Here is a 17,134-nt window from a genome sequence, read left to right on the forward strand (position 1 = left end):
GGAGGTCATCCGTGCCCGCCGGCATGGCCGGCGTCGCGCGACGGTTTTGGCGCGGGGTTATTGGTGTCGCCGCGTGCGGCGTCGACGACGAACGTGGCGGTGTGCACGGTGTCGTCGACCTGGAAGTCGAGGTAGAGCAGGTAGCGACCGGCGGTGGGTGCGGTCGCCGCGAACGACACAGCAGGGCCACCGGTGCGGTCCCCCACCGGCTCAGCGCCCTCGGGGTGCACGTGCAGATACGCCAGGTCACCTTCACGCAGCGCGACGAGGTGCCCGTATGCCCCCAGGTAGGGCATCAGTGCCGTCACCGGCTTGCCGTCACGGGTGATCTTCGCTGTGAGCTGCTTCGACACGCCCGCGATGAGCGCACCGTCGAGTTCCACGGTGTACCCGGCAATCTGATCCGAGGTGCGTGTGGTCAGTGGGGGCGCCGGGGCCACCTCGCCGGCCACGTCTACCGTGCGGGTGAGCGTGAGTTTGGTGCTGTTGGCCTGGGCGGGCTGAAAGTCCGCGAACACCCGGTAGGTCCCGGCGGCCTTCCACATCCAGGGCGTCGACCATAAGCCGGTTGTCTGGTCCAGGACTGGGTGGACGTGCGCGAAATGCTGACCATCGGAACGGACGACGATGAGATGCAGTTTCTTGTCGTGGACGGTGGCGTAGTCCAGGAGCGGCGTGCCGCTGGGATCAGCGATGGTGAAGCTCAAGCTGCCAGGACCGCTGGGGGCTCCGGGTGCCCGTACCGCGCTGAGCGCGTATCCGCCTTGAGCTAGCGACAACCCAGGCGAATCAGCGGACAGAGGGGATACCGGTAGCACCTGCTGGGTTGGCCCGCTGTGGTCAGCCGGATCCGCGCCGAGGTTCTGTGTACCGGTCGGCGGGGCGTCGGGTACGACCGCCGCTGCGCTGAAGTACGCAGCCGTGAACGCCACAGTAAGTCCGGCACCGAAAGCGGCCAACCGCCCCGTGGCGTTCATGCGACACGCACCGCCGAATAGCCGGCCTCGTCGACGGCATGCAGGATTTGCGCGTCATCGACCGGACCGCTGGCGGTCACGACCAGCGTGCCCGTTGCGGCACTGACCTGGACATCTTGAACCCCGGCGACCTCGCCGACTTCTTCGCGCACCGACTGCTCGCAGTGCCCGCAGGTCATGCCGGTGACGGCGTACTTGCTTGTGCTCACGAGATCATCTCCGTCCTTCTCAAATTATACCCCCATGGGGTATATCCGGTGACAGCTTACCCCCCTGGGGTATATGCGCAAGTGTGAGGCTGCAAGTGCCACTCGGGGCGACCTCCCCCGGTGCTGATACTTAGGGAGGATCGCCGGCGGAGATACGTCGCTTCTCGACTCGTCTTCGCACGTAATGTCGCCGCGCGCTTCGATCCGACTCCGACGCCCCGCCCTTTAACCAAATCTTCATCGAAGAATTACCAACCTCTGAGGCTGCCGCCTAGACACCTAGGGGCCGCCCGCCGACTCACGATGCGCCGTGCGAACGTGGTCAGCCCACGGACTCGTCACGGGATGCCTCCGAGCAACGCTTGCATGTCCACGTCGCAGAGATCATTCAACATCGCGATTACGCCTTGGCTGCCTGCCGACCCTCACGTATCCCCGACCTGAAAGACGCCCCGACACCGTCGTTTTCGCAGGTTATCCGGAGTTGGATCCCCCGTGTTGGGTGACTCTCCACCTGCGAGGTTCCTCACGCGCGGGCGCCAGAACATATTGTCCTGGGCCGCGAATGCTGCTTGAGCGCAGCACTTGGCTGCCTCGCCTCGGCGCAAGGCATGCCACCAGACGATGCCGGGACCAGTGTTGATGGGAATTCCACTCATGTAGTTCTGTTACAGATGTTACTTACGGGGCGGGTGTGAGTTACGCTTTTCTACGTAATTGCTACGTATGTCATTGCTGCACATTCGGATGAGTCGCGGGCCATGGTTGAGCATGACGCGCGAAACCGGCACGTGGCGGCGCACGAAGAAACGAGTCGGCGTGAAACTTTTTGCGCAACGCGCACATATGGCCCGCCGAAGCGTCGACGGGCACACGTCGCCATTCGAGTTCAGGCAATTCGGTGCGGTACTGCGCCGGGTCGGCTGCGGTCTTGGGTTGCTCACCTCACTGTCTATCGCATTCTCCCCCGTCGCTTGGGCTGAACCCACTGCTGGAGTGTGGGATCCGCTGCTACCGCGGATGGCGAGTGCAGGCGCGCCGGGTGACCCGGTCGCCATTGCGAACGCCTCGCTGCAGGCGAGTGCTCTTGCGACACAGACGACCATGGACATGGGCCGCAAGTTCCTGACCAGCCTGGGCATTCTCAGTCCGGCAGCGAGTCCTTCCTCTACTGTCCGAGGCGGCCGAGTGTACGGCGCGCAGGCAGTCGAGTACGTCATTCGGCGAGCCGCGACACAGATCGGAATTCCGTACTCATGGGGCGGGGGCAGTCTCAACGGGCCTAGCCGCGGTGTCGACTCCGGTGCGGGAACCGTTGGTTTCGATTGTTCCGGCTTGACGAGGTACGCGTTCGCCGGCGTAGGGATATTGCTTCCGCGCTACTCCGGGGATCAATATGATGCCGGACGCAAAGTGCCCCCCTCGCAGGCCAAACGAGGGGATCTACTCTTCTGGGGACCTGGGGGCAGCCAGCACGAAGCCATCTACCTTGGAGGTGGCCAGATGCTCGAGGCACAGCAGACTGGTGTTCCCATCAAGGTGTCACCGGTGCGGAAGTCGGGGATGACACCGTACGTCGTTCGCATCATCGAGACCTGACGCAGCCTGTGCCGCATTCCCCCGGACCGTGTTCTGTGGCCGTGCCGGATGACCGACGCGCCCTGCGTGACTCAGCAGCCGAGAAAGTAACCCACGCCACGCACTGTATGGAGATATCGAGGGGATGACGGGTCCTCACCGAGCTTGCGACGCAGCTTGCCGACATGGACACCCAATGCGGCTCGGCTACCGCCAGCATCGGTGCCCCAGACGATCTCTTCCAACTGCCGCCACGTCAGCGGTTCATTCGGACATGTGGACAGCGCGGCGAGGATGCAGAATTCAGTACGCGTGAGCGCCAAGGTGCTGCCGCTGAGGTGCACGCGGTGTGCCTTCATGTCGACAACGAGGTCGCCGATGGAGCGCAGCGTCAATGCACCATTGTTCTGCCCCGACTCCGCACCGACGTCGACGTACCTGAGTGCCCGACGAATGCGAGTGATGATGGGGCCCACATCGCGTGCAACCGGAACTGTCTCATGTGGCAGCAAAGGGGTGATTTCTGCATCGGTAAGTGCGACGACACCGACGTGAGCCACCTGCCGAAGACGGTCCAGGTTAGCGAGCCGCGCTCCATCTGTACCAACGGACACCAGCACGACGTCGGGGTCGCCGCAGCGCAGCTCCTCGAGCGCGGCAGAATCGGAATACGTGACAGCAACAACGAAATCGAGGGCACGCAGTCGTCGAGCCAGCGCCGCGGCGTAGATGTGTCGCGGCTCGCACAGCAGCAAGCGGATGCGGCCGGTGCCAGCATTCACTTTTAGCCCGCTGTTCCGGCGCCCGATTTCGTCGGTCGTGTGGGCTCCTTCATCGGTGGCACCGGCGACGTCCGAACTTGTTTCCAGTCAGGACTGCCGGGTTTCGCCTATTGTACGTCATCTACGTAGCAATTACGTAGATGACAAGCCAACCGACGCGCCCTGTCGCGGAGATGTCAAACAACGCCTGCTGCCGCTACTACTCAAGTAGTGTTCGCGCCATTCACGGCCGCCGCGGACTGGAGACACCCCTTGCGGTCCAATCGGTACAGCGCGAGCGTTGAGGCAAACCCGATGAAGCTCAGCATGATCCACAGCCCTCCAAACGTACGCGGCCTTGGTAGCCTCGTTAGCATTGATCATGTTGTAACGAGGCGTTTCGTTCCAGAGTCATGTAGGCCCCGGGGGCGACGCGACACGTCTTTGCGTATTACCTACGGCGTTACTCCGTAGATAATTCATTCGCCGGTTTCCCGAAGCTGACGGGTTCCCAAATGTTTGTTGAGAACTTGCTCCTGCTTGAATCCCCGAGCTGTTCGCAATAGGACGTCGGTCGTCGCCGAACCACCGGTGTCCATGACGCAAACCGGGCCACTTCTGCGACGACTGTGGCTCAGTGGTGACAGAGCACTTGGATCAGCGCTGGGGTTGCGAGCATGACGGTCATCGCTGCGCCTAGGGCGACGCGGTGGCGCCATTGGGTGTGCCTCTGTGTGGGTATCGCCAGTCGCAGTGCGCGGCTGATAACTGCTGTTCCTGCGGCCGCCAACCCGTCGGGCAACGGCGCTCCGTGGCCGGCCAGTGTGAGCAAACCGCCGAGCAAGGGGCGGGTCCCGACGCTGCGTGCGGCAACGTCATCGGCGCACATCTCGAGTAGCTCGGCCACCGCGGCGTTCGCACTGGCGAACAGTGGGATCCGAGGGAGTGTGAAGGTCAGCGCGCGCAGCACCATGAGGATGTGATGGTGTCGGCCCGAGATGTGGGCGTCCTCGTGGGCGAGAACCGCTTCGAGCTGCGCGCGGTCCAGGGAATCGATGGCCGCGGAGGTAACAACGATGGCATTGGGTCGCCCGATCACGCAGTATGCGGCTGGTCGGACAGCGTCAACGACCACCACGTAGGGGCTATTCGTGGGCCGTCCGATAATCCGCGCAGCATGTGCATGTTCGTGGCTGCGTGCGCGCAAATCTGCGATCGAGCGGCCGACCCGTATCGCTACGATGGACAAAGTCAGCAGGCCCCCGGCGATCAATGCCATCGACCCGATGCGTCCCGGCAGCGGCGTGTGGTCGGACAAGCCGAACAGTTCGAGGCATAACGTCAACGCCTCGGCATCGTGCACACCGTCCGCAACGGCGACGATGATCAACGCGAGGGTGGCCACCCAGGCGATGAGGGTGGCGCCGAGCGCGGCCAACCAAGCGGCGACCCCCATGTGGGGGCTCACCCCGCCGCTGGTCATTCTGCGCAACACGGGAGGCGCCAGCCAGCCCAGCGCACCGCCGTAGAGCGCAAGCCACATCGCCGCGGTCATCATCGCCGGCCCTTGCCTAGTGCCGCCCTCAGTTGCGCGGACTGCTCCTCGCTCATCTGATCGACGAAGAAGGACAACACCGCGCTGGTATCGCCGCCGGAATCGAACGCCGCCTTCATCAGGCGGGCCGAGCGTTCCTCACGGCTCATAGAGGGGCGATATACGAAGGCTTTGCCGCTGCGCTCCCGGGTGAGCCAACGCTTGCGGTACAGGTTGTCCATCGTTGACATCACCGTTGTGTAGGCAATCTGACGGTGACGCGACATTTCATCGAAGATATCGCGCACCGTTACGGGGGCCGCGTAATCCCAAACCTGCTCCATCACGACCGCTTCGAGGTCACCGAACCCTCGGTGTTCCATATCGCCGGACTCCCGCTCTCGAACGTCGGCTGGCACACACGCCGCGACGCTATTGCCGTTCCCAATGTAGCCGTCCTCAGTCCACTTGCCGGTACCTGCAGCGGTGAAAGGAGGTCGCGTCCGTTGCGTTTGACGGCTCCGGCTTTGGGTTGCCGGGCACATGACACCGACCTCAACGTTCGACGACACTCCACAGCGACCCAACCGCGGGCGCTCGACACGGTGCGGCGAGCCGATGGTGCCCAGCGCAGATGTCGCCGGCGACCCGATCGCCATCATCAACGCCGTCCTCAAGATCATGGCCACCTCGACCCAGATGACTGCCGAGATGGGACGCAACTTCCTCACCAAGCTCGGCGTTCTTTCGCCAGCGGCCGCTCCCGCCGACCCTGGTTTCACCAATGGGCGTATTCCTCGGCTCTACGGCCGTCAAGCCTCGGAATTGGTCATCCGCCGGGCCATGTCTCAACTCGGGGTGCCGTACTCGTGGGGCGGGGGCAACGCCAGCGGACCTTCTCGTGGCATCGATCAAGGCGCCGGCACCGTTGGCTTCGATTGTTCGGGCCTGATGCTCTACGCGTTCGCCGGCGTCGGCATCAAGCTTGACCACTACTCGGGGTCGCAATACAACGCCGGCCGCAAAATTCCCTCCTCCCAGATGCGTCGAGGTGATCTGATCTTCTACGGCCCCAACGCGAGTCAGCATGAAGCGATGTATCTCGGGGACGGAATGATGCTCGAAGCGCCCTATACCGGGGCCGTTGTGCGTGTCGCGCCGGTACGCACGTCTGGCATGACGCCCTACGTGACCCGCTTGATCGAATACTGAGCTCGCCTACCGGGTCTCGGTGGCACATCAGCGGCGTCGCCACACCCGACTGGCAACGCCTCGTCAAGCCCGCTCGAGTTCAGTGAGTGCGGATGCGGTCGCTGTCGGCACATTCACTAGTCGCGTCGTAAACGCGGGGAAGCCCGCGGTGGTCTTAGAGAGCCGAACAGGGCAACCGTGCCCCCGATGGCACTTGCCCACACTACGAGGAGTCCTGCGCAGAGCGTCAACCATGTCTGCCATCCGAAGCCGTCGGGACAAAAGCTCAACCACCAATGCATGGTGCTGCACCTCCTTCCATGCTCAGCTTGCGTAGATTGCACCGTTCAACAGGTATGCCTTCTATGAAGATCTGCTGAAGATCGACGATGCATCAGTCGTGCCCCACCACAACTGCACGGCCAGCGGGCACCATGAATGCGATGGAGCACCCGACCGGACCGCCGCCTGAACAGGCAAAGGGTTACCGCGCGCTGGTGGTCGATGACGAAGTAGCGCTGGCCGAGGTCGTGGCAAGCTACTTGGAGCGGGAACAGTTCGAGGCGATCGTGGCCGATAACGGCGTCGACGCGATCGCTGTCGCACGAGAGCTCGACCCAGATGTCGTCGTCCTCGACCTGGGACTTCCGGGCATCGACGGTCTGGAGGTGTGCCGACAGTTGCGCACGTTCTCCGACGCTTACGTGGTTATGCTGACAGCTCGCGACACCGAGATCGATACCGTGCTCGGCCTCACCGTCGGCGCTGACGACTACATCACCAAGCCATTCAGTCCACGAGAACTCGTGGCGCGCATCCGGGCCATGCTGCGGCGCCCGCGCGTGCTGCAGACACCCCTTGCGGCACCTGGACGTGACACTGCACCGCCGCGGCGGTTCGGACCGCTGAGCATCGATGTGGCGGCCCGCGAAGTGCGCATCGACGGTGTTTCGATCTTGTTGACCCGCACGGAGTTCGACATTCTGGAGGCGCTGTCCGGGCACCCCGGGATGGTGCTGACTCGGCTGCAACTCCTCGAGATCGTTCGCGAAGGTCCGTGGGTCGGCAATGAACACCTCGTCGACGTCCATATCGGCCATCTTCGTCGCAAACTTGGCGACGACGCTGCGCAGCCCCGCTACATCGCTACGGTGCGCGGAGTCGGTTACAGGATGGGTACCGGACAGTGACCACCGCTTCCATCGCTGCACTTCGACGACGAAGCCGGTGGAGCCGTCGTCCTGGTATCGGGTTGCGTCTCCTCGCGGCCCAGGCCATCGTCTTGGTCGCCGGAGCGGCGACCACCTCCGTGGTGGCCGCTGTCGTGGGACCGCCGTTGTTTCGTGAACATCTGCATCGGGCCGGGGTGCCGGCTAATTCACTCGAAGAAATTCACGCCGAGGAAGCGTATGGCTACGCGACCGTGATATCCATCGGAGGTGCCCTGGCGGTCTCGGCGCTGGCTGCACTGGCGGTCAGCTGGTATGTCAGCCGACGACTGCAGCGGTCGATCACCGAGGTCTCCTCCGCGGCGACCGCCATCGCTGACGGTCATTACGGAATCCGCGTGTCTTCTCCTCGACTCGGCGACGACTTCGATGCGCTCGCCGTTGCCTTCAACGAGATGGCGTCCCGACTGCAGGCTGTCGAAACGACGCGACAGCACCTCTTCGGCGACTTGGCGCACGAGATTCGCACACCCGTCGCGGTGCTCGAGGCATACGTCGAGGCGCTCGAAGACGGGGTTCGCGCGTTGACGCCGCAGACCGCGGCGATGTTGCGCGATCAGACCCGGCGGCTCGTGCGATTCTCCGAGGACGTGTCCGCCCTGGCCAAGGCGGAGGAGAGCTCCGTCTCGATGACCTACGACCTCATCGACGTCGGACGGCTTGCCGATCGCTGCGCCGCCGTCGCACGCGAACCCTATGCCGATAAGGGTGTCGCACTCGATGTCCACGTCGACCCCGGATTGCCGTGCTTGTGGGCAGACGAACAGCGGCTGGCTCAAGTCCTAGGCAACTTGCTCGACAATTCGTTGCGGCACACGGCTCGCGGCGGACGCGTCGAAATTCGTTGTATGCGTGTCGCAGAGCAGGTGTCAATATCTGTCGTGGACAGCGGAGAGGGAGTAGCAGCCGAACATCTTCCTCGGCTGTTCGAACGGTTCTACCGCGCTGACGCGGCCCGCGACCGCGGAAAGGGCGGCGCAGGAATCGGGCTTGCAATCGCGAAGGCACTCGTCGAAGCGCACGGCGGAACCATCACCGCAACAAGTGCAGGCCCGGGCACCGGCGCCACGTTCACCCTCACCATGCCGACCGCGCGCCGCCACGACGATGCGCCGGCGACGGAAGGCGCGTGACGAACGGTCGGCCATTAAACAGTTCAGCTCACTGAGTTTTCAGCAGGCCCTGCATCGTGGTGATCTCCTGTTGCTGCGAGGAGACGATGGCGCGCGCCATGTCGACAGCCGCGGGAAATTGCCCGCTGTCGATCTCTTGCTGAGCCATCGTGATCGCACCCTCGTGATGCTTGATCATCTGCGTCAAGAACAGCCGGCCGGCTTCGGTACCCTGTGCGTTCTGCAGAGCCGCCATGTCCGCGTCAGACATCATTCCGTGACCGCTGCCCGTCGGCATTTGACTCATGTCCCCGCCGGACATGTCGTGACCCGGCATGGGTGTGCTGCTCGAAGCGGGCGTTGAACCGGCCCCCCACTGCTGCAGCCAGCCTTGCATCTGATCGATCTCCGGGGCCTGAGCGTTCTTGATTTGATTGGCCAGCGTCACGATCTGCGGCTGGATGCCCTGCTTGCCCAGGAGCATGTCACTCATCTCGATTGCCTGCTGGTGATGAGGGATCATGCCCTGCGCGAACGCCACATCAGCGTCGTTGTGCGCGGCGTCGCTACTTGCGGCGCTGGTCGATGGTGCCGACGCCGCGGCCGAAGTGCTGGACGACGCCTGAGTATCGCTCGCCGTATTCGAACAGGCGCTGACAGCCACGCCCACCGCCACTGCGGCCATGAGCCCATACCCAACTCGCTTGTGCTGCATCGCACATCCTTCCCAGACCATTCTCGGTGATAGCGGGCTTTCACCCGACACGCGTTATGCGCGGCTCGGGACCAGCCTCCTGGGGCGGAGTATGCGTCGCCTCGTCTTCCGATAAAGATTTGATGAAGAGCGCTCCTAGCCACGTCGCAGGTGGCCGCACCGCTCCCCTTTGTGCCGGCGGGACGCGCTCGCGCTCCACCCCAATCTACTATCACGTTACGTACATCGGTCGGCCGTGATGAGGGGAAGTACCGTGTAGCGCTGGAATGTCGTTGCGATGAATGCAGCCGCGGCGTTGGTGGTCGCCTTCTCGGGCCCTGTCGAGGACACCCCGGCGGTCGTGCCGGGAATGACACACATTCATGGCCTTGGCATCAATCCATCCGACCAACGTCTCTATGTGGCAACCCACTACGGATTATTTCGGATAACCGAGGATGACGCCCCGCAACGCGTCGGCGACTCGATGCAGGACTTCATGGGCTTCACCGTCACCGGCGCTGACGAGTTTCTGGCCAGTGGCTACCCCCACCCGGCGGACCGACAACAGCCCCCGCACCCTGGTCTGATCAGGACCACTGATGCCGGGCAATCGTGGCAATCGGTGTCGCTGAAGGGTAGTGCCGATTTTCACGCACTGGAGTATCGCCACGGGCGCATGTACGGGCTGGACAGCCAGTCCGGCGCGGTGATGGTCAGCGACGACTCGCGGTCCTGGCAGACGCGCACCGACGTTACGGCCGCCGACCTCACTGTGTCGCCGGCGAACGCCCAGGAGGTTGTGGCAACGGCCCGCGGAGGGCTGCTGCGCAGCACCGGCGGCGCCTCGACGTTCTCTACGGTCAGCGGAGCACCACAGCTGATACTCGTCAGCTGGCCCGACAGTGGACACCTCATCGGTGCTGACGCCGGGGCAGGCTTCACACCAGCACCGACGGCGGCCAGACCTGGCAGCCGGGGTCCGCCGTCGCGACCTCAGGCGCTCTTAGCCGCGGGCGGAGGCCACATGTATGTCGCCACGGATGACGCCATGTACGCCTCCGACGACGACGGCGCCTCGGCGCGGATCCTGACCTCTGTTTCCTGAGCGAGCGACCAAGACGTCTCAGTCGCGGCGGGCGTTGTGGATGGGCGCCACCCTCACCGGAGTGCCGTATGTCGAGGCGTGAACCATCATGCCGTCGCCGATGTAGATCCCCGCGTGCGAGACATCGGCGTAGAACGTCGCGATGTCGCCTGGCTGTCGGAGATTGCGACCGGCCGCCCGCCTGCGGCCGGCGCCTGACTGGAGCGGGGTACACCAATCAAGTGATGTGACGATGCTGTTCGGCGCCCGGCGGCACCGCGGCTGCTGGTCACTGGCCAGCGCTGCTCCCATCGCACAGTTACCGGCCATCGCGACGGTCGACCATGAATCCACCCTGCGGGCAACTTCAGCTTCCGCGCCAAGACGCACGCCCCAGGGACCGCTCCGAACACGACTGAGCCCGCCACAAAGGGGAGAGCAGAGGTCACCGATGCACTTGTCGATCACGCGATCGGCGAAAGGTATGTTCGTTAGGTAATCCTGACCTTGCAGAGAGGCCGGTCGATGTCAGCCCGTCGTAGTCGTTGGAGTCGCATCACCGCACTGGGGGCCGCCGTCGCGCTGGCAGCGGGTCTCGCCGCCTGCTCGTCGTCGGAGGAAGAGGACGGCCTGCTGGTGTACAACGCGCAGCACGAGTCGCTGACCAAAGAGTGGATCGACGCCTTCACCAAGGAGACCGGCATCAAGGTCACCTACCGCCAGGGCGGTGACACCGAACTGGGCAACCAGCTGATCGCCGAGGGCGACTCCTCGCCTGCCGACGTGTTCCTCACCGAAAACTCGCCCGCCATGGCCGCCGTCGAGAAGGACGGCCTGTTCACCGACGTCGACCAGGCCACCATCTCCCAGGTGCCGCCGCAGTTCCGCCCCGCCACTAACAAGTGGACCGGCGTCGCCGCGCGCACGACGGTGTTCGCCTATGACAAGACCAAGCTCACCGAGGCCCAGCTGCCGCGATCGATCATGGATCTCGAGAAGCCCGAGTGGAAGGGCCGCTGGGGCGCCCCGCCGGTCAAGCCCGACTTCCAGGCCATCGTCGCGGCGATGCTCGAACTCACCGGCGAGCAGGCCACCAGCGCGTGGCTGGCAGGCATGAAGTCAGGCGCCGAGATCTACTCCGACAACATCGCCACGCTGCGCGCCGTCAACGACGGCCAGGTCGAGGGCGGAATCATCTACCACTACTACTGGTACCGCGATCAGTCGCAGACCAAGGAGATTTCGCGCAACACCGCGCTGCACTACTTCCGCAACCAGGATCCCGGCGCCTTCGTCTCGATCTCCGGCGGCGGCATCCTGAACTCCAGCACGAAGAAGGAAGACGCCCAGAAGTTCCTCACCTTCATCACCAGCAGGGCCGGTCAGGAAGTGCTCGAGAAGGGCACCTCGTTCGAGTACCCCGTGGCCAGCGGCGTGCCGGCCAACCCCGCGCTGGTGCCTCTCGCCGACCTGCAGGCACCCGCCGTGAACCCGTCCAACCTCGACGCGCAGAAGGTCACGGACCTGATGACGAAGGCGGGCCTGCTCTAGATGGGTGGCTGACATGGTCACCCCCACCGCGACGGCTGTCGACGCGGCCCTGATCGACGCCGTGCCGCCGTCGGAAGTGCCCGGCCGGGCAGCCGCCACCCGGCCTGGGCCGGTTCTCACCGCCGGTGTGGTGCTGCTGGTGGTCGCGACGTTCGTTCCGATCGGGTACGTCGCCTGGTCGGTGGTGTCGCTCGGGCCCGCGCGGGTGTGGGAACTGCTCGCACGGCCGCGCGTGCTCGAACTGTTCGTCAACACCGTCGGTCTCGTCGTCGTGACGGTCCCGATCTGCATCGTGCTCGGCGTGGGCGCGGCGTGGCTGGTGGAGCGCTCCGACGTCCCCGGCCGGGCGGTGTGGCGGCCGCTGTTCGTCGCTCCCCTTGCGGTGCCCGCGTTCGTCAACAGCTACGCCTGGGTGAGCGTCGTCCCCACCCTGCACGGCTTCTGGGCGGGCATCCTCGTCGCGTCGCTGTCGTACTTCCCGTTCGTCTACGTGCCCGCCGCCGCCACGCTCCGTCGCCTGGACCCGGCGATCGAGGAATCCGCTCGCACGCTCGGTTCCAGCCCGGCGTCGGTGTTCCGGCGCGTGGTGCTGCCGCAGCTTCGGCTCGCCGTGCTGGGCGGCGGACTGCTCATCGGCGTGCACCTGCTGGCCGAGTACGGCGCGTTCGCGATGTTGCGCTTCTCGACGTTCACCACCGCAATCTTCGAGCAGTTCCAGGCCACATTCAACGGCGCGGCGGGCAGCACGCTCGCGGGCGTCCTCATGCTGCTGTGCCTGGTGCTGCTCGTTGGCGAGGCGGGGGTCCGCGGTAACGCTCGCTACGCCCGGCTCGGTTCGGGCGCTCAGCGCACGTCGCCGCCCCACCGCCTGGGTGGCATGACGCTGCCCGTGCTGGCGGCCCTCGCGGCACTCGGCGTCCTGTCGCTCGGGGTTCCGGTGTGGACGATCGTGCGGTGGTTGTGGATCGGCGGCAGCGACGTGTGGACGATCGGCGAGATCGTGCCGTCGACCGCGCAGACCGTGGCGCTGGCCGCCGCGGCAGCGGCGCTGACGACGGTGCTGGCCTTCCCCTTCGCCTGGATCGCGGTGCGGCACCGCGGGTTCTGCGCCCGCTTCGTCGAGGGCTCGAACTTCGTGACGAGTTCGATGCCGGGCATCGTCACCGCGCTCGCGCTCGTCACCGTGGCGATCCGCTTCGCGCCGCCGCTGTACCAGACGGCGACGCTGGTGCTCGCGGCCTACGTGCTGATGTTCATGCCCCGCGCGATGGTGAACCTTCGGTCGGGTCTGGCCCAGGTGCCGCAGACGCTAGAGGAGGCGTCGCGCTCGCTCGGCGTATCACCCGCCCGCACGCTGTTGCGGATCACGTTGCGGCTCACCGCACCTGCGGCCGCCGCTGGCGCCTCGCTGGTGTTCGTCGCCGTGGCGACCGAGCTGACCGCCACCCTGCTGCTGGCGCCGACGGGCACCAACACCCTGGCGATGCGGTTCTGGTCGCTGTCGAGCGAGCTGGCCTATGCGGGCGCCGCACCGTATGCGCTGTTGCTCGTCGTGCTCGCGCTCCCGGTCACCGTCGTGCTGTTCCAGCAGTCGAGCAGGGCGGCCGCGCTATGACGAACGCACTCGACGTCAGCGGCCTGGTCAAGTCCTTCGCTAGCCAGACCGTGTTGCACGGCATCGACCTCGGCGTGACCGCGGGCACCATCACCGCCGTCGTCGGCGCCTCCGGCTGCGGCAAGACCACGCTGCTCCGCCTCGTCGCAGGATTCGAGAACCCGGACGGCGGAACGATTTCCATCGCCGGACGCCAGGTGGCGGCCGCCGGACGCAGCACTCCCGCGCACCGCCGCGACGTAGGTTACGTCGCGCAGGACGGTGCGCTGTTCCCACACCTGACCGTGGGTCAGAACATCGCCTACGGGCTGTCCGGCCGCCGCAACGTCAAGCAGCGCGTCGCCGAACTGCTCGCCACCGTCTCCCTCGACGAGTCCTACGCCGGGCGCCGCCCGCACGAACTCTCCGGCGGGCAGCAGCAGCGGGTGGCCCTCGCCCGCGCCCTTGCCCGCCAACCCGCGCTCATGCTGCTCGACGAACCGTTCAGCGCCCTGGACACCGGGCTGCGGGCGTCGACCCGCAAGGCCGTCGCCGCACTGCTCTCCGATGCCGGTGTCACCACCCTGATCGTCACTCACGACCAGGAAGAGGCACTGTCGATCGCCGACCAGGTCGCGGTCATGCGCGACGGCCGGTTCACCAAAGTCGGTACACCGCAAGAAGTTTACCGCGAACCCAACGATCGCTTCACCGCCGAATTCCTCGGCGACTGCGTGCTGTTGCCGTGCACGGTGGCCGGCGGGGTCGCCACCTCGGCGCTGGGCCGCCTACCGGTCCGCGGCTCCGTCCCCGACGGCGGCGGCACGCTGATGCTTCGCCCTGAGCAACTCGAGGCGACGGCCGTCTCCGACGACGACCTCGGCGACGGCATGGCGACAGTCCTGGCGTCGGAGTTCCGCGGCCACGACGTCATGCTCACCGTCGACCTCGGCGGCGTCGCCGCGCCGATCACCGTCCGCCAGCACAGTGTCGCGCCACCGACCGTCGATGCGAAGGTCCGAATCCACGTCACCGGCGCCGCCGTCGTGTTCGGTGACCGCCCACGCGACGGCCGATGACAGCGCCATGATGTTCGAACGACACGTCGACCACCTCGCCTGCTACGGCGACGACGTCGCGGTGATCACGGCCGAGAAAACCGTCAGCTACGCCGAACTCGCAACTCGGGTCGCCGCTCGGGCCGCCGAACTGGGCGCGCGGCGCAAGCTCGTCCTGCTCGAGACCCGCAACGACCTACCCACGCTGGTGGCCTACCTCGGCGCGCTCGCCGGCCACCACGTCGTGCTGCCCGTCCCGGCGGGCGGCGACCACCGGTCGGTCGTCGAGACCTACCACCCGGACGTCATCGTCGCCGACGGCGCCATCACCGAGAGACCACGCCACCGTCCCACCCCCGAACTCCACCCGGACCTGGCCCTGCTGCTCTCGACGTCCGGCAGCACCGGCTCCCCCAAGCTGGTGCGGTTGTCCCGGTTCAACCTCGCCGCCAACGCCGAGTCGATCGCCACCTACCTCGGCATCACCGGGACCGACAGGGCCGCAACGACTCTGTCGATGTCGTACTGCTACGGGCTGTCGGTGATGCACAGTCACCTCCTGCGCGGAGCCGGACTCGTCCTCACCGAACTGTCCGTCATCGACGGCGACTTCTGGAAGTCGTTCCGCGCCAGTGGCGCAACGTCGTTCGCGGGCGTTCCGCATACCTTCGAACTGCTCGACCGGATCGGCTTTGAGGCGATGTCCCTGCCGAACCTGCGCTACGTCACCCAGGCCGGCGGACGGCTCGACCCGGACAGGGTTCGGCGGCTCGCCAATCTCGGCGCACGCTCGGGGTGGCGGTTCTTTGTCATGTACGGCGCCACCGAGGCCACCGCGCGCATGGCCTACCTGCCGCCGGAGCTCGCCCACGACCATCCCTCGTCGATCGGCGTTCCGATCCCCGGCGGCTCGTTCCGGATCGATCCGGTCGACGGCATGCCCGATGGCACAGGCGAACTGTTCTACCGCGGGCCGAACGTGATGATGGGCTACGCCCACACCGCCACCGACCTCGCCTCCGGTGCCGGCGTCGAGGAACTGCGCACCGGCGACCTCGCCTACCGGCGTCGCGACGGCCTCTACGAGGTGGTCGGCCGCAGCGACCGGTTCGCGAAGCTGTACGGACTGCGCATCGACCTGCAACGCGTCGAGTCGGCTCTGCATGCCGACGGCGTCGACGCGATATGCACCGACGGTGACGGCCTCCTGATCGTCGGCGCCGCCGACCGTCCCAAAGATTGTGACGTCGCAGCCGCGGCGACCGACGCGTCCGGGCTTCCCCGGGCGGCGATCCGGGTGGTCGACGTCGACGAGATTCCGCGGCTGCCGACCGCCAAGCCGGACTACCGCGCCCTGCGGGAGCGGGCCGCCGAGCGGACGACCGACGACGCCCGTCTGGACCTGCGTGGCCTGTTCGCCGACGTGCTGCAGATCGACGCGGCCGACATCGACCCCCGCAGCAGCTTCGTCGACCTCGGTGGCAACTCGCTGTCCTACGTCGCCATGTCGGTGCGGCTCGAACGTGCACTCGGGCACCTGCCCGCCGACTGGCAGCGGCTACCGCTGAGTCAGTTAGAGTCCGCCGGCAAGACCCGCCGCTGGTGGGGAACGACGCTCGAGACCAGCGTGGCGCTGCGTGCGGCGGCGATCGTCCTGGTCGCCGGATCGCACGCCGAGCTGTGGGTGCTGTGGGGCGGCGCACACATCCTGCTGGGCGTCGCCGGATACAACTTCGGCCGCTTCTGCCTCACGCCCCTGCCGCCTGCCACCCGGGTGCGCCACCTGGCCAGCACCATCGGCTGGATCGCCGTGCCTGCCATCGCGTGGGTGGCGTTTGCGCTAGTCGTCACCGACGACTACGAGGCCTCGAATCTGCTGCTGGCGAACAAGTTCCTCGGATCCGAGGACAGCATGACCGCCGGGCGGCTGTGGTTTGTCGAGGTCCTGGTGTGGGTGCTGGTGGGGTTGGCGCTGCTGTGCGCGACGCGGTGGGGCGACCGCGCCGAACGCCGGTGGCCGTTCGGCGTCGCCGCGGCATTCCTGGCCCTGGGCATGGCGCTGCGGTGGGACGTCTTCGGTATCGCGCTTGGCAAGGCCGCATGGTTCACCATGATGGCGTTCTGGTTCTTCGCGATCGGCTGGGCCGCCTCGAAGTCGTCGACGGTGTGGCAGCGGCTCGCCGTGACCGCGGTCCTCGCCGTCGGCATCGTCGGGTACTTCGGCCAGCCCAACCGCGAGGCGATGGTGTTCATCGGGCTGGCGCTGCTGATCTGGCTGCCCGCCATCCGCTGCCCGTCGGCGTTCACGGTCACCGCCGGCGTGATCGCCGAGGCGTCACTGTTCATCTACCTGACGCATTACCAGGTGTATCCGCTTTTCGGGGAGCACCGATTGCTCGGCGTAGTGGCCGCGGTGGCAGTCGGCATCGTGCTGACCTACCTCGTGGCGATGACTCGGCGGTGGCTACGGCTGCACCGCCCGACGACCCTATGGACGATGAAGTGGCGAAATGACGCCGACACACCGCGGCACTCGAGTCGTTAGGCACGCGTTACTCG

Annotated in this window: 15 protein-coding genes and 1 pseudogene; 9 read left to right on the plus strand and 7 right to left on the minus strand. The window is 66.0% G+C overall.

Annotated features, from left to right (window positions below; all coding sequences use genetic code 11):
* Nucleotides 1-5 precede the first annotated feature (5 nt).
* On the minus strand, nt 6-977 hold the full coding sequence (locus tag ACPCHZ_RS26010) for a heavy-metal-associated domain-containing protein (protein ID WP_423487395.1): 972 nt from the start codon (nt 975-977) through the stop codon (nt 6-8).
* Nucleotides 974-1,186: a heavy-metal-associated domain-containing protein gene (locus ACPCHZ_RS26015; RefSeq protein WP_423487396.1), complete on the minus strand. Its 213-nt coding sequence runs from the start codon at nt 1,184-1,186 to the stop codon at nt 974-976. The genes ACPCHZ_RS26010 and ACPCHZ_RS26015 overlap by 4 nt, the downstream gene beginning before the upstream one ends.
* A 771-nt stretch (nt 1,187-1,957) precedes the next feature.
* Here ACPCHZ_RS26015 and ripB point away from each other — a divergent pair.
* Complete coding sequence (gene ripB, locus ACPCHZ_RS26020) at nt 1,958-2,785, plus strand: NlpC/P60 family peptidoglycan endopeptidase RipB (RefSeq protein WP_423487397.1); 828 nt, start codon at nt 1,958-1,960, stop codon at nt 2,783-2,785.
* A gap of 71 nt (nt 2,786-2,856) precedes the next feature.
* On the opposite strand, the gene ACPCHZ_RS26025 is transcribed toward ripB, so the two are convergent.
* From ACPCHZ_RS26025 to ACPCHZ_RS26035, 3 genes are all read right to left on the minus strand, one after another.
* A complete protein-coding gene (locus ACPCHZ_RS26025; RefSeq protein ID WP_423487398.1) occupies nt 2,857-3,546 on the minus strand; it encodes a winged helix-turn-helix transcriptional regulator in 690 nt (229 codons plus the stop codon).
* Nucleotides 3,547-4,159: 613 nt separating this feature from the next.
* Complete coding sequence (locus tag ACPCHZ_RS26030) at nt 4,160-5,083, minus strand: M56 family metallopeptidase (RefSeq protein ID WP_423487399.1); 924 nt, start codon at nt 5,081-5,083, stop codon at nt 4,160-4,162.
* Nucleotides 5,080-5,442 carry a BlaI/MecI/CopY family transcriptional regulator gene (locus tag ACPCHZ_RS26035; RefSeq protein WP_423487428.1) on the minus strand — a complete coding sequence of 121 codons (363 nt, stop codon included), beginning with the start codon at nt 5,440-5,442 and terminating at the stop codon, nt 5,080-5,082. Before ACPCHZ_RS26035 ends, ACPCHZ_RS26030 begins: the two co-directional genes overlap by 4 nt.
* A 232-nt stretch (nt 5,443-5,674) precedes the next feature.
* Between ACPCHZ_RS26035 and ACPCHZ_RS26040 the strand changes: the two are divergent.
* The 3 genes and pseudogenes from ACPCHZ_RS26040 to ACPCHZ_RS26050 all read left to right on the plus strand — a co-directional run.
* Nucleotides 5,675-6,271, plus strand: a pseudogene (locus ACPCHZ_RS26040) (NlpC/P60 family protein); the annotation flags it as partial.
* Between the two features lie 422 nt (nt 6,272-6,693).
* Entirely contained in the window at nt 6,694-7,440 is a 747-nt protein-coding gene (locus ACPCHZ_RS26045) for a response regulator (RefSeq protein WP_407667586.1), read from the plus strand.
* Nucleotides 7,437-8,612 (plus strand): sensor histidine kinase, encoded by a 1,176-nt coding sequence (locus tag ACPCHZ_RS26050; RefSeq protein ID WP_423487400.1) that lies wholly within the window; start codon nt 7,437-7,439, stop codon nt 8,610-8,612. Before ACPCHZ_RS26045 ends, ACPCHZ_RS26050 begins: the two co-directional genes overlap by 4 nt.
* Nucleotides 8,613-8,640: 28 nt before the next feature.
* Here ACPCHZ_RS26050 and ACPCHZ_RS26055 read toward each other — a convergent pair whose 3' ends face one another.
* Nucleotides 8,641-9,306, minus strand: a complete 666-nt coding sequence (locus tag ACPCHZ_RS26055) for a DUF305 domain-containing protein (protein ID WP_423487401.1) — start codon at nt 9,304-9,306, stop codon at nt 8,641-8,643.
* 277 nt (nt 9,307-9,583) lie between these two features.
* Here ACPCHZ_RS26055 and ACPCHZ_RS26060 point away from each other — a divergent pair, with 277 nt between their 5' ends.
* Entirely contained in the window at nt 9,584-10,393 is an 810-nt protein-coding gene (locus ACPCHZ_RS26060) for a F510_1955 family glycosylhydrolase (RefSeq protein ID WP_423487402.1), read from the plus strand.
* Nucleotides 10,394-10,411: 18 nt separating this feature from the next.
* Here the strand turns inward: ACPCHZ_RS26060 and ACPCHZ_RS26065 are convergent, their stop codons facing one another.
* Nucleotides 10,412-10,702 (minus strand): NlpC/P60 family protein, encoded by a 291-nt coding sequence (locus tag ACPCHZ_RS26065; protein ID WP_423487429.1) that lies wholly within the window; start codon nt 10,700-10,702, stop codon nt 10,412-10,414.
* A gap of 195 nt (nt 10,703-10,897) precedes the next feature.
* Between ACPCHZ_RS26065 and ACPCHZ_RS26070 the strand changes: the two genes are divergently transcribed.
* Genes ACPCHZ_RS26070 through ACPCHZ_RS26085 form a run of 4 tightly spaced genes read left to right on the plus strand, consistent with a single transcriptional unit; the run spans nt 10,898 to nt 17,120 of the window.
* A complete protein-coding gene (locus tag ACPCHZ_RS26070) occupies nt 10,898-11,923 on the plus strand; it encodes an iron ABC transporter substrate-binding protein (protein WP_423487403.1) in 1,026 nt (341 codons plus the stop codon).
* A 13-nt stretch (nt 11,924-11,936) separates the two neighbouring features.
* Nucleotides 11,937-13,538, plus strand: a complete 1,602-nt coding sequence (locus ACPCHZ_RS26075; protein ID WP_423487404.1) for an ABC transporter permease — start codon at nt 11,937-11,939, stop codon at nt 13,536-13,538.
* On the plus strand, nt 13,535-14,596 hold the full coding sequence (locus tag ACPCHZ_RS26080) for an ABC transporter ATP-binding protein (RefSeq protein ID WP_423487405.1): 1,062 nt from the start codon (nt 13,535-13,537) through the stop codon (nt 14,594-14,596). Before ACPCHZ_RS26075 ends, ACPCHZ_RS26080 begins: the two co-directional genes overlap by 4 nt.
* Nucleotides 14,597-14,603: 7 nt before the next feature.
* Nucleotides 14,604-17,120: an AMP-binding protein gene (locus ACPCHZ_RS26085; RefSeq protein ID WP_423487430.1), complete on the plus strand. Its 2,517-nt coding sequence runs from the start codon at nt 14,604-14,606 to the stop codon at nt 17,118-17,120.
* Nucleotides 17,121-17,134: the final 14 nt, after the last annotated feature.

Origin of the sequence: Mycobacterium sp. NPDC050041, from assembly GCF_049541695.1 — a bacterium.
Classification (GTDB): domain Bacteria; phylum Actinomycetota; class Actinomycetes; order Mycobacteriales; family Mycobacteriaceae; genus Mycobacterium.

Excerpts from the sequence above, each read along its gene's own strand:
- ACPCHZ_RS26060 (WP_423487402.1), top strand. The coding sequence starts at position 9,584 with ATGAATGCAGCCGCGGCGTTGGTGGTCGCCTTCTCGGGCCCTGTCGAG.
- ripB (WP_423487397.1), top strand. The coding sequence starts at position 1,958 with ATGACGCGCGAAACCGGCACGTGGCGGCGCACGAAGAAACGAGTCGGC.
- ACPCHZ_RS26035 (WP_423487428.1), bottom strand. The coding sequence starts at position 5,442 with ATGGAACACCGAGGGTTCGGTGACCTCGAAGCGGTCGTGATGGAGCAG.
- ACPCHZ_RS26085 (WP_423487430.1), top strand. The coding sequence starts at position 14,604 with ATGATGTTCGAACGACACGTCGACCACCTCGCCTGCTACGGCGACGAC.
- ACPCHZ_RS26030 (WP_423487399.1), bottom strand. The coding sequence starts at position 5,083 with ATGATGACCGCGGCGATGTGGCTTGCGCTCTACGGCGGTGCGCTGGGC.
- ACPCHZ_RS26055 (WP_423487401.1), bottom strand. The coding sequence starts at position 9,306 with ATGCAGCACAAGCGAGTTGGGTATGGGCTCATGGCCGCAGTGGCGGTG.
- ACPCHZ_RS26070 (WP_423487403.1), top strand. The coding sequence starts at position 10,898 with ATGTCAGCCCGTCGTAGTCGTTGGAGTCGCATCACCGCACTGGGGGCC.
- ACPCHZ_RS26065 (WP_423487429.1), bottom strand. The coding sequence starts at position 10,702 with ATGGCCGGTAACTGTGCGATGGGAGCAGCGCTGGCCAGTGACCAGCAG.
- ACPCHZ_RS26075 (WP_423487404.1), top strand. The coding sequence starts at position 11,937 with ATGGTCACCCCCACCGCGACGGCTGTCGACGCGGCCCTGATCGACGCC.
- ACPCHZ_RS26045 (WP_407667586.1), top strand. The coding sequence starts at position 6,694 with ATGGAGCACCCGACCGGACCGCCGCCTGAACAGGCAAAGGGTTACCGC.
- ACPCHZ_RS26010 (WP_423487395.1), bottom strand. The coding sequence starts at position 977 with ATGAACGCCACGGGGCGGTTGGCCGCTTTCGGTGCCGGACTTACTGTG.
- ACPCHZ_RS26080 (WP_423487405.1), top strand. The coding sequence starts at position 13,535 with ATGACGAACGCACTCGACGTCAGCGGCCTGGTCAAGTCCTTCGCTAGC.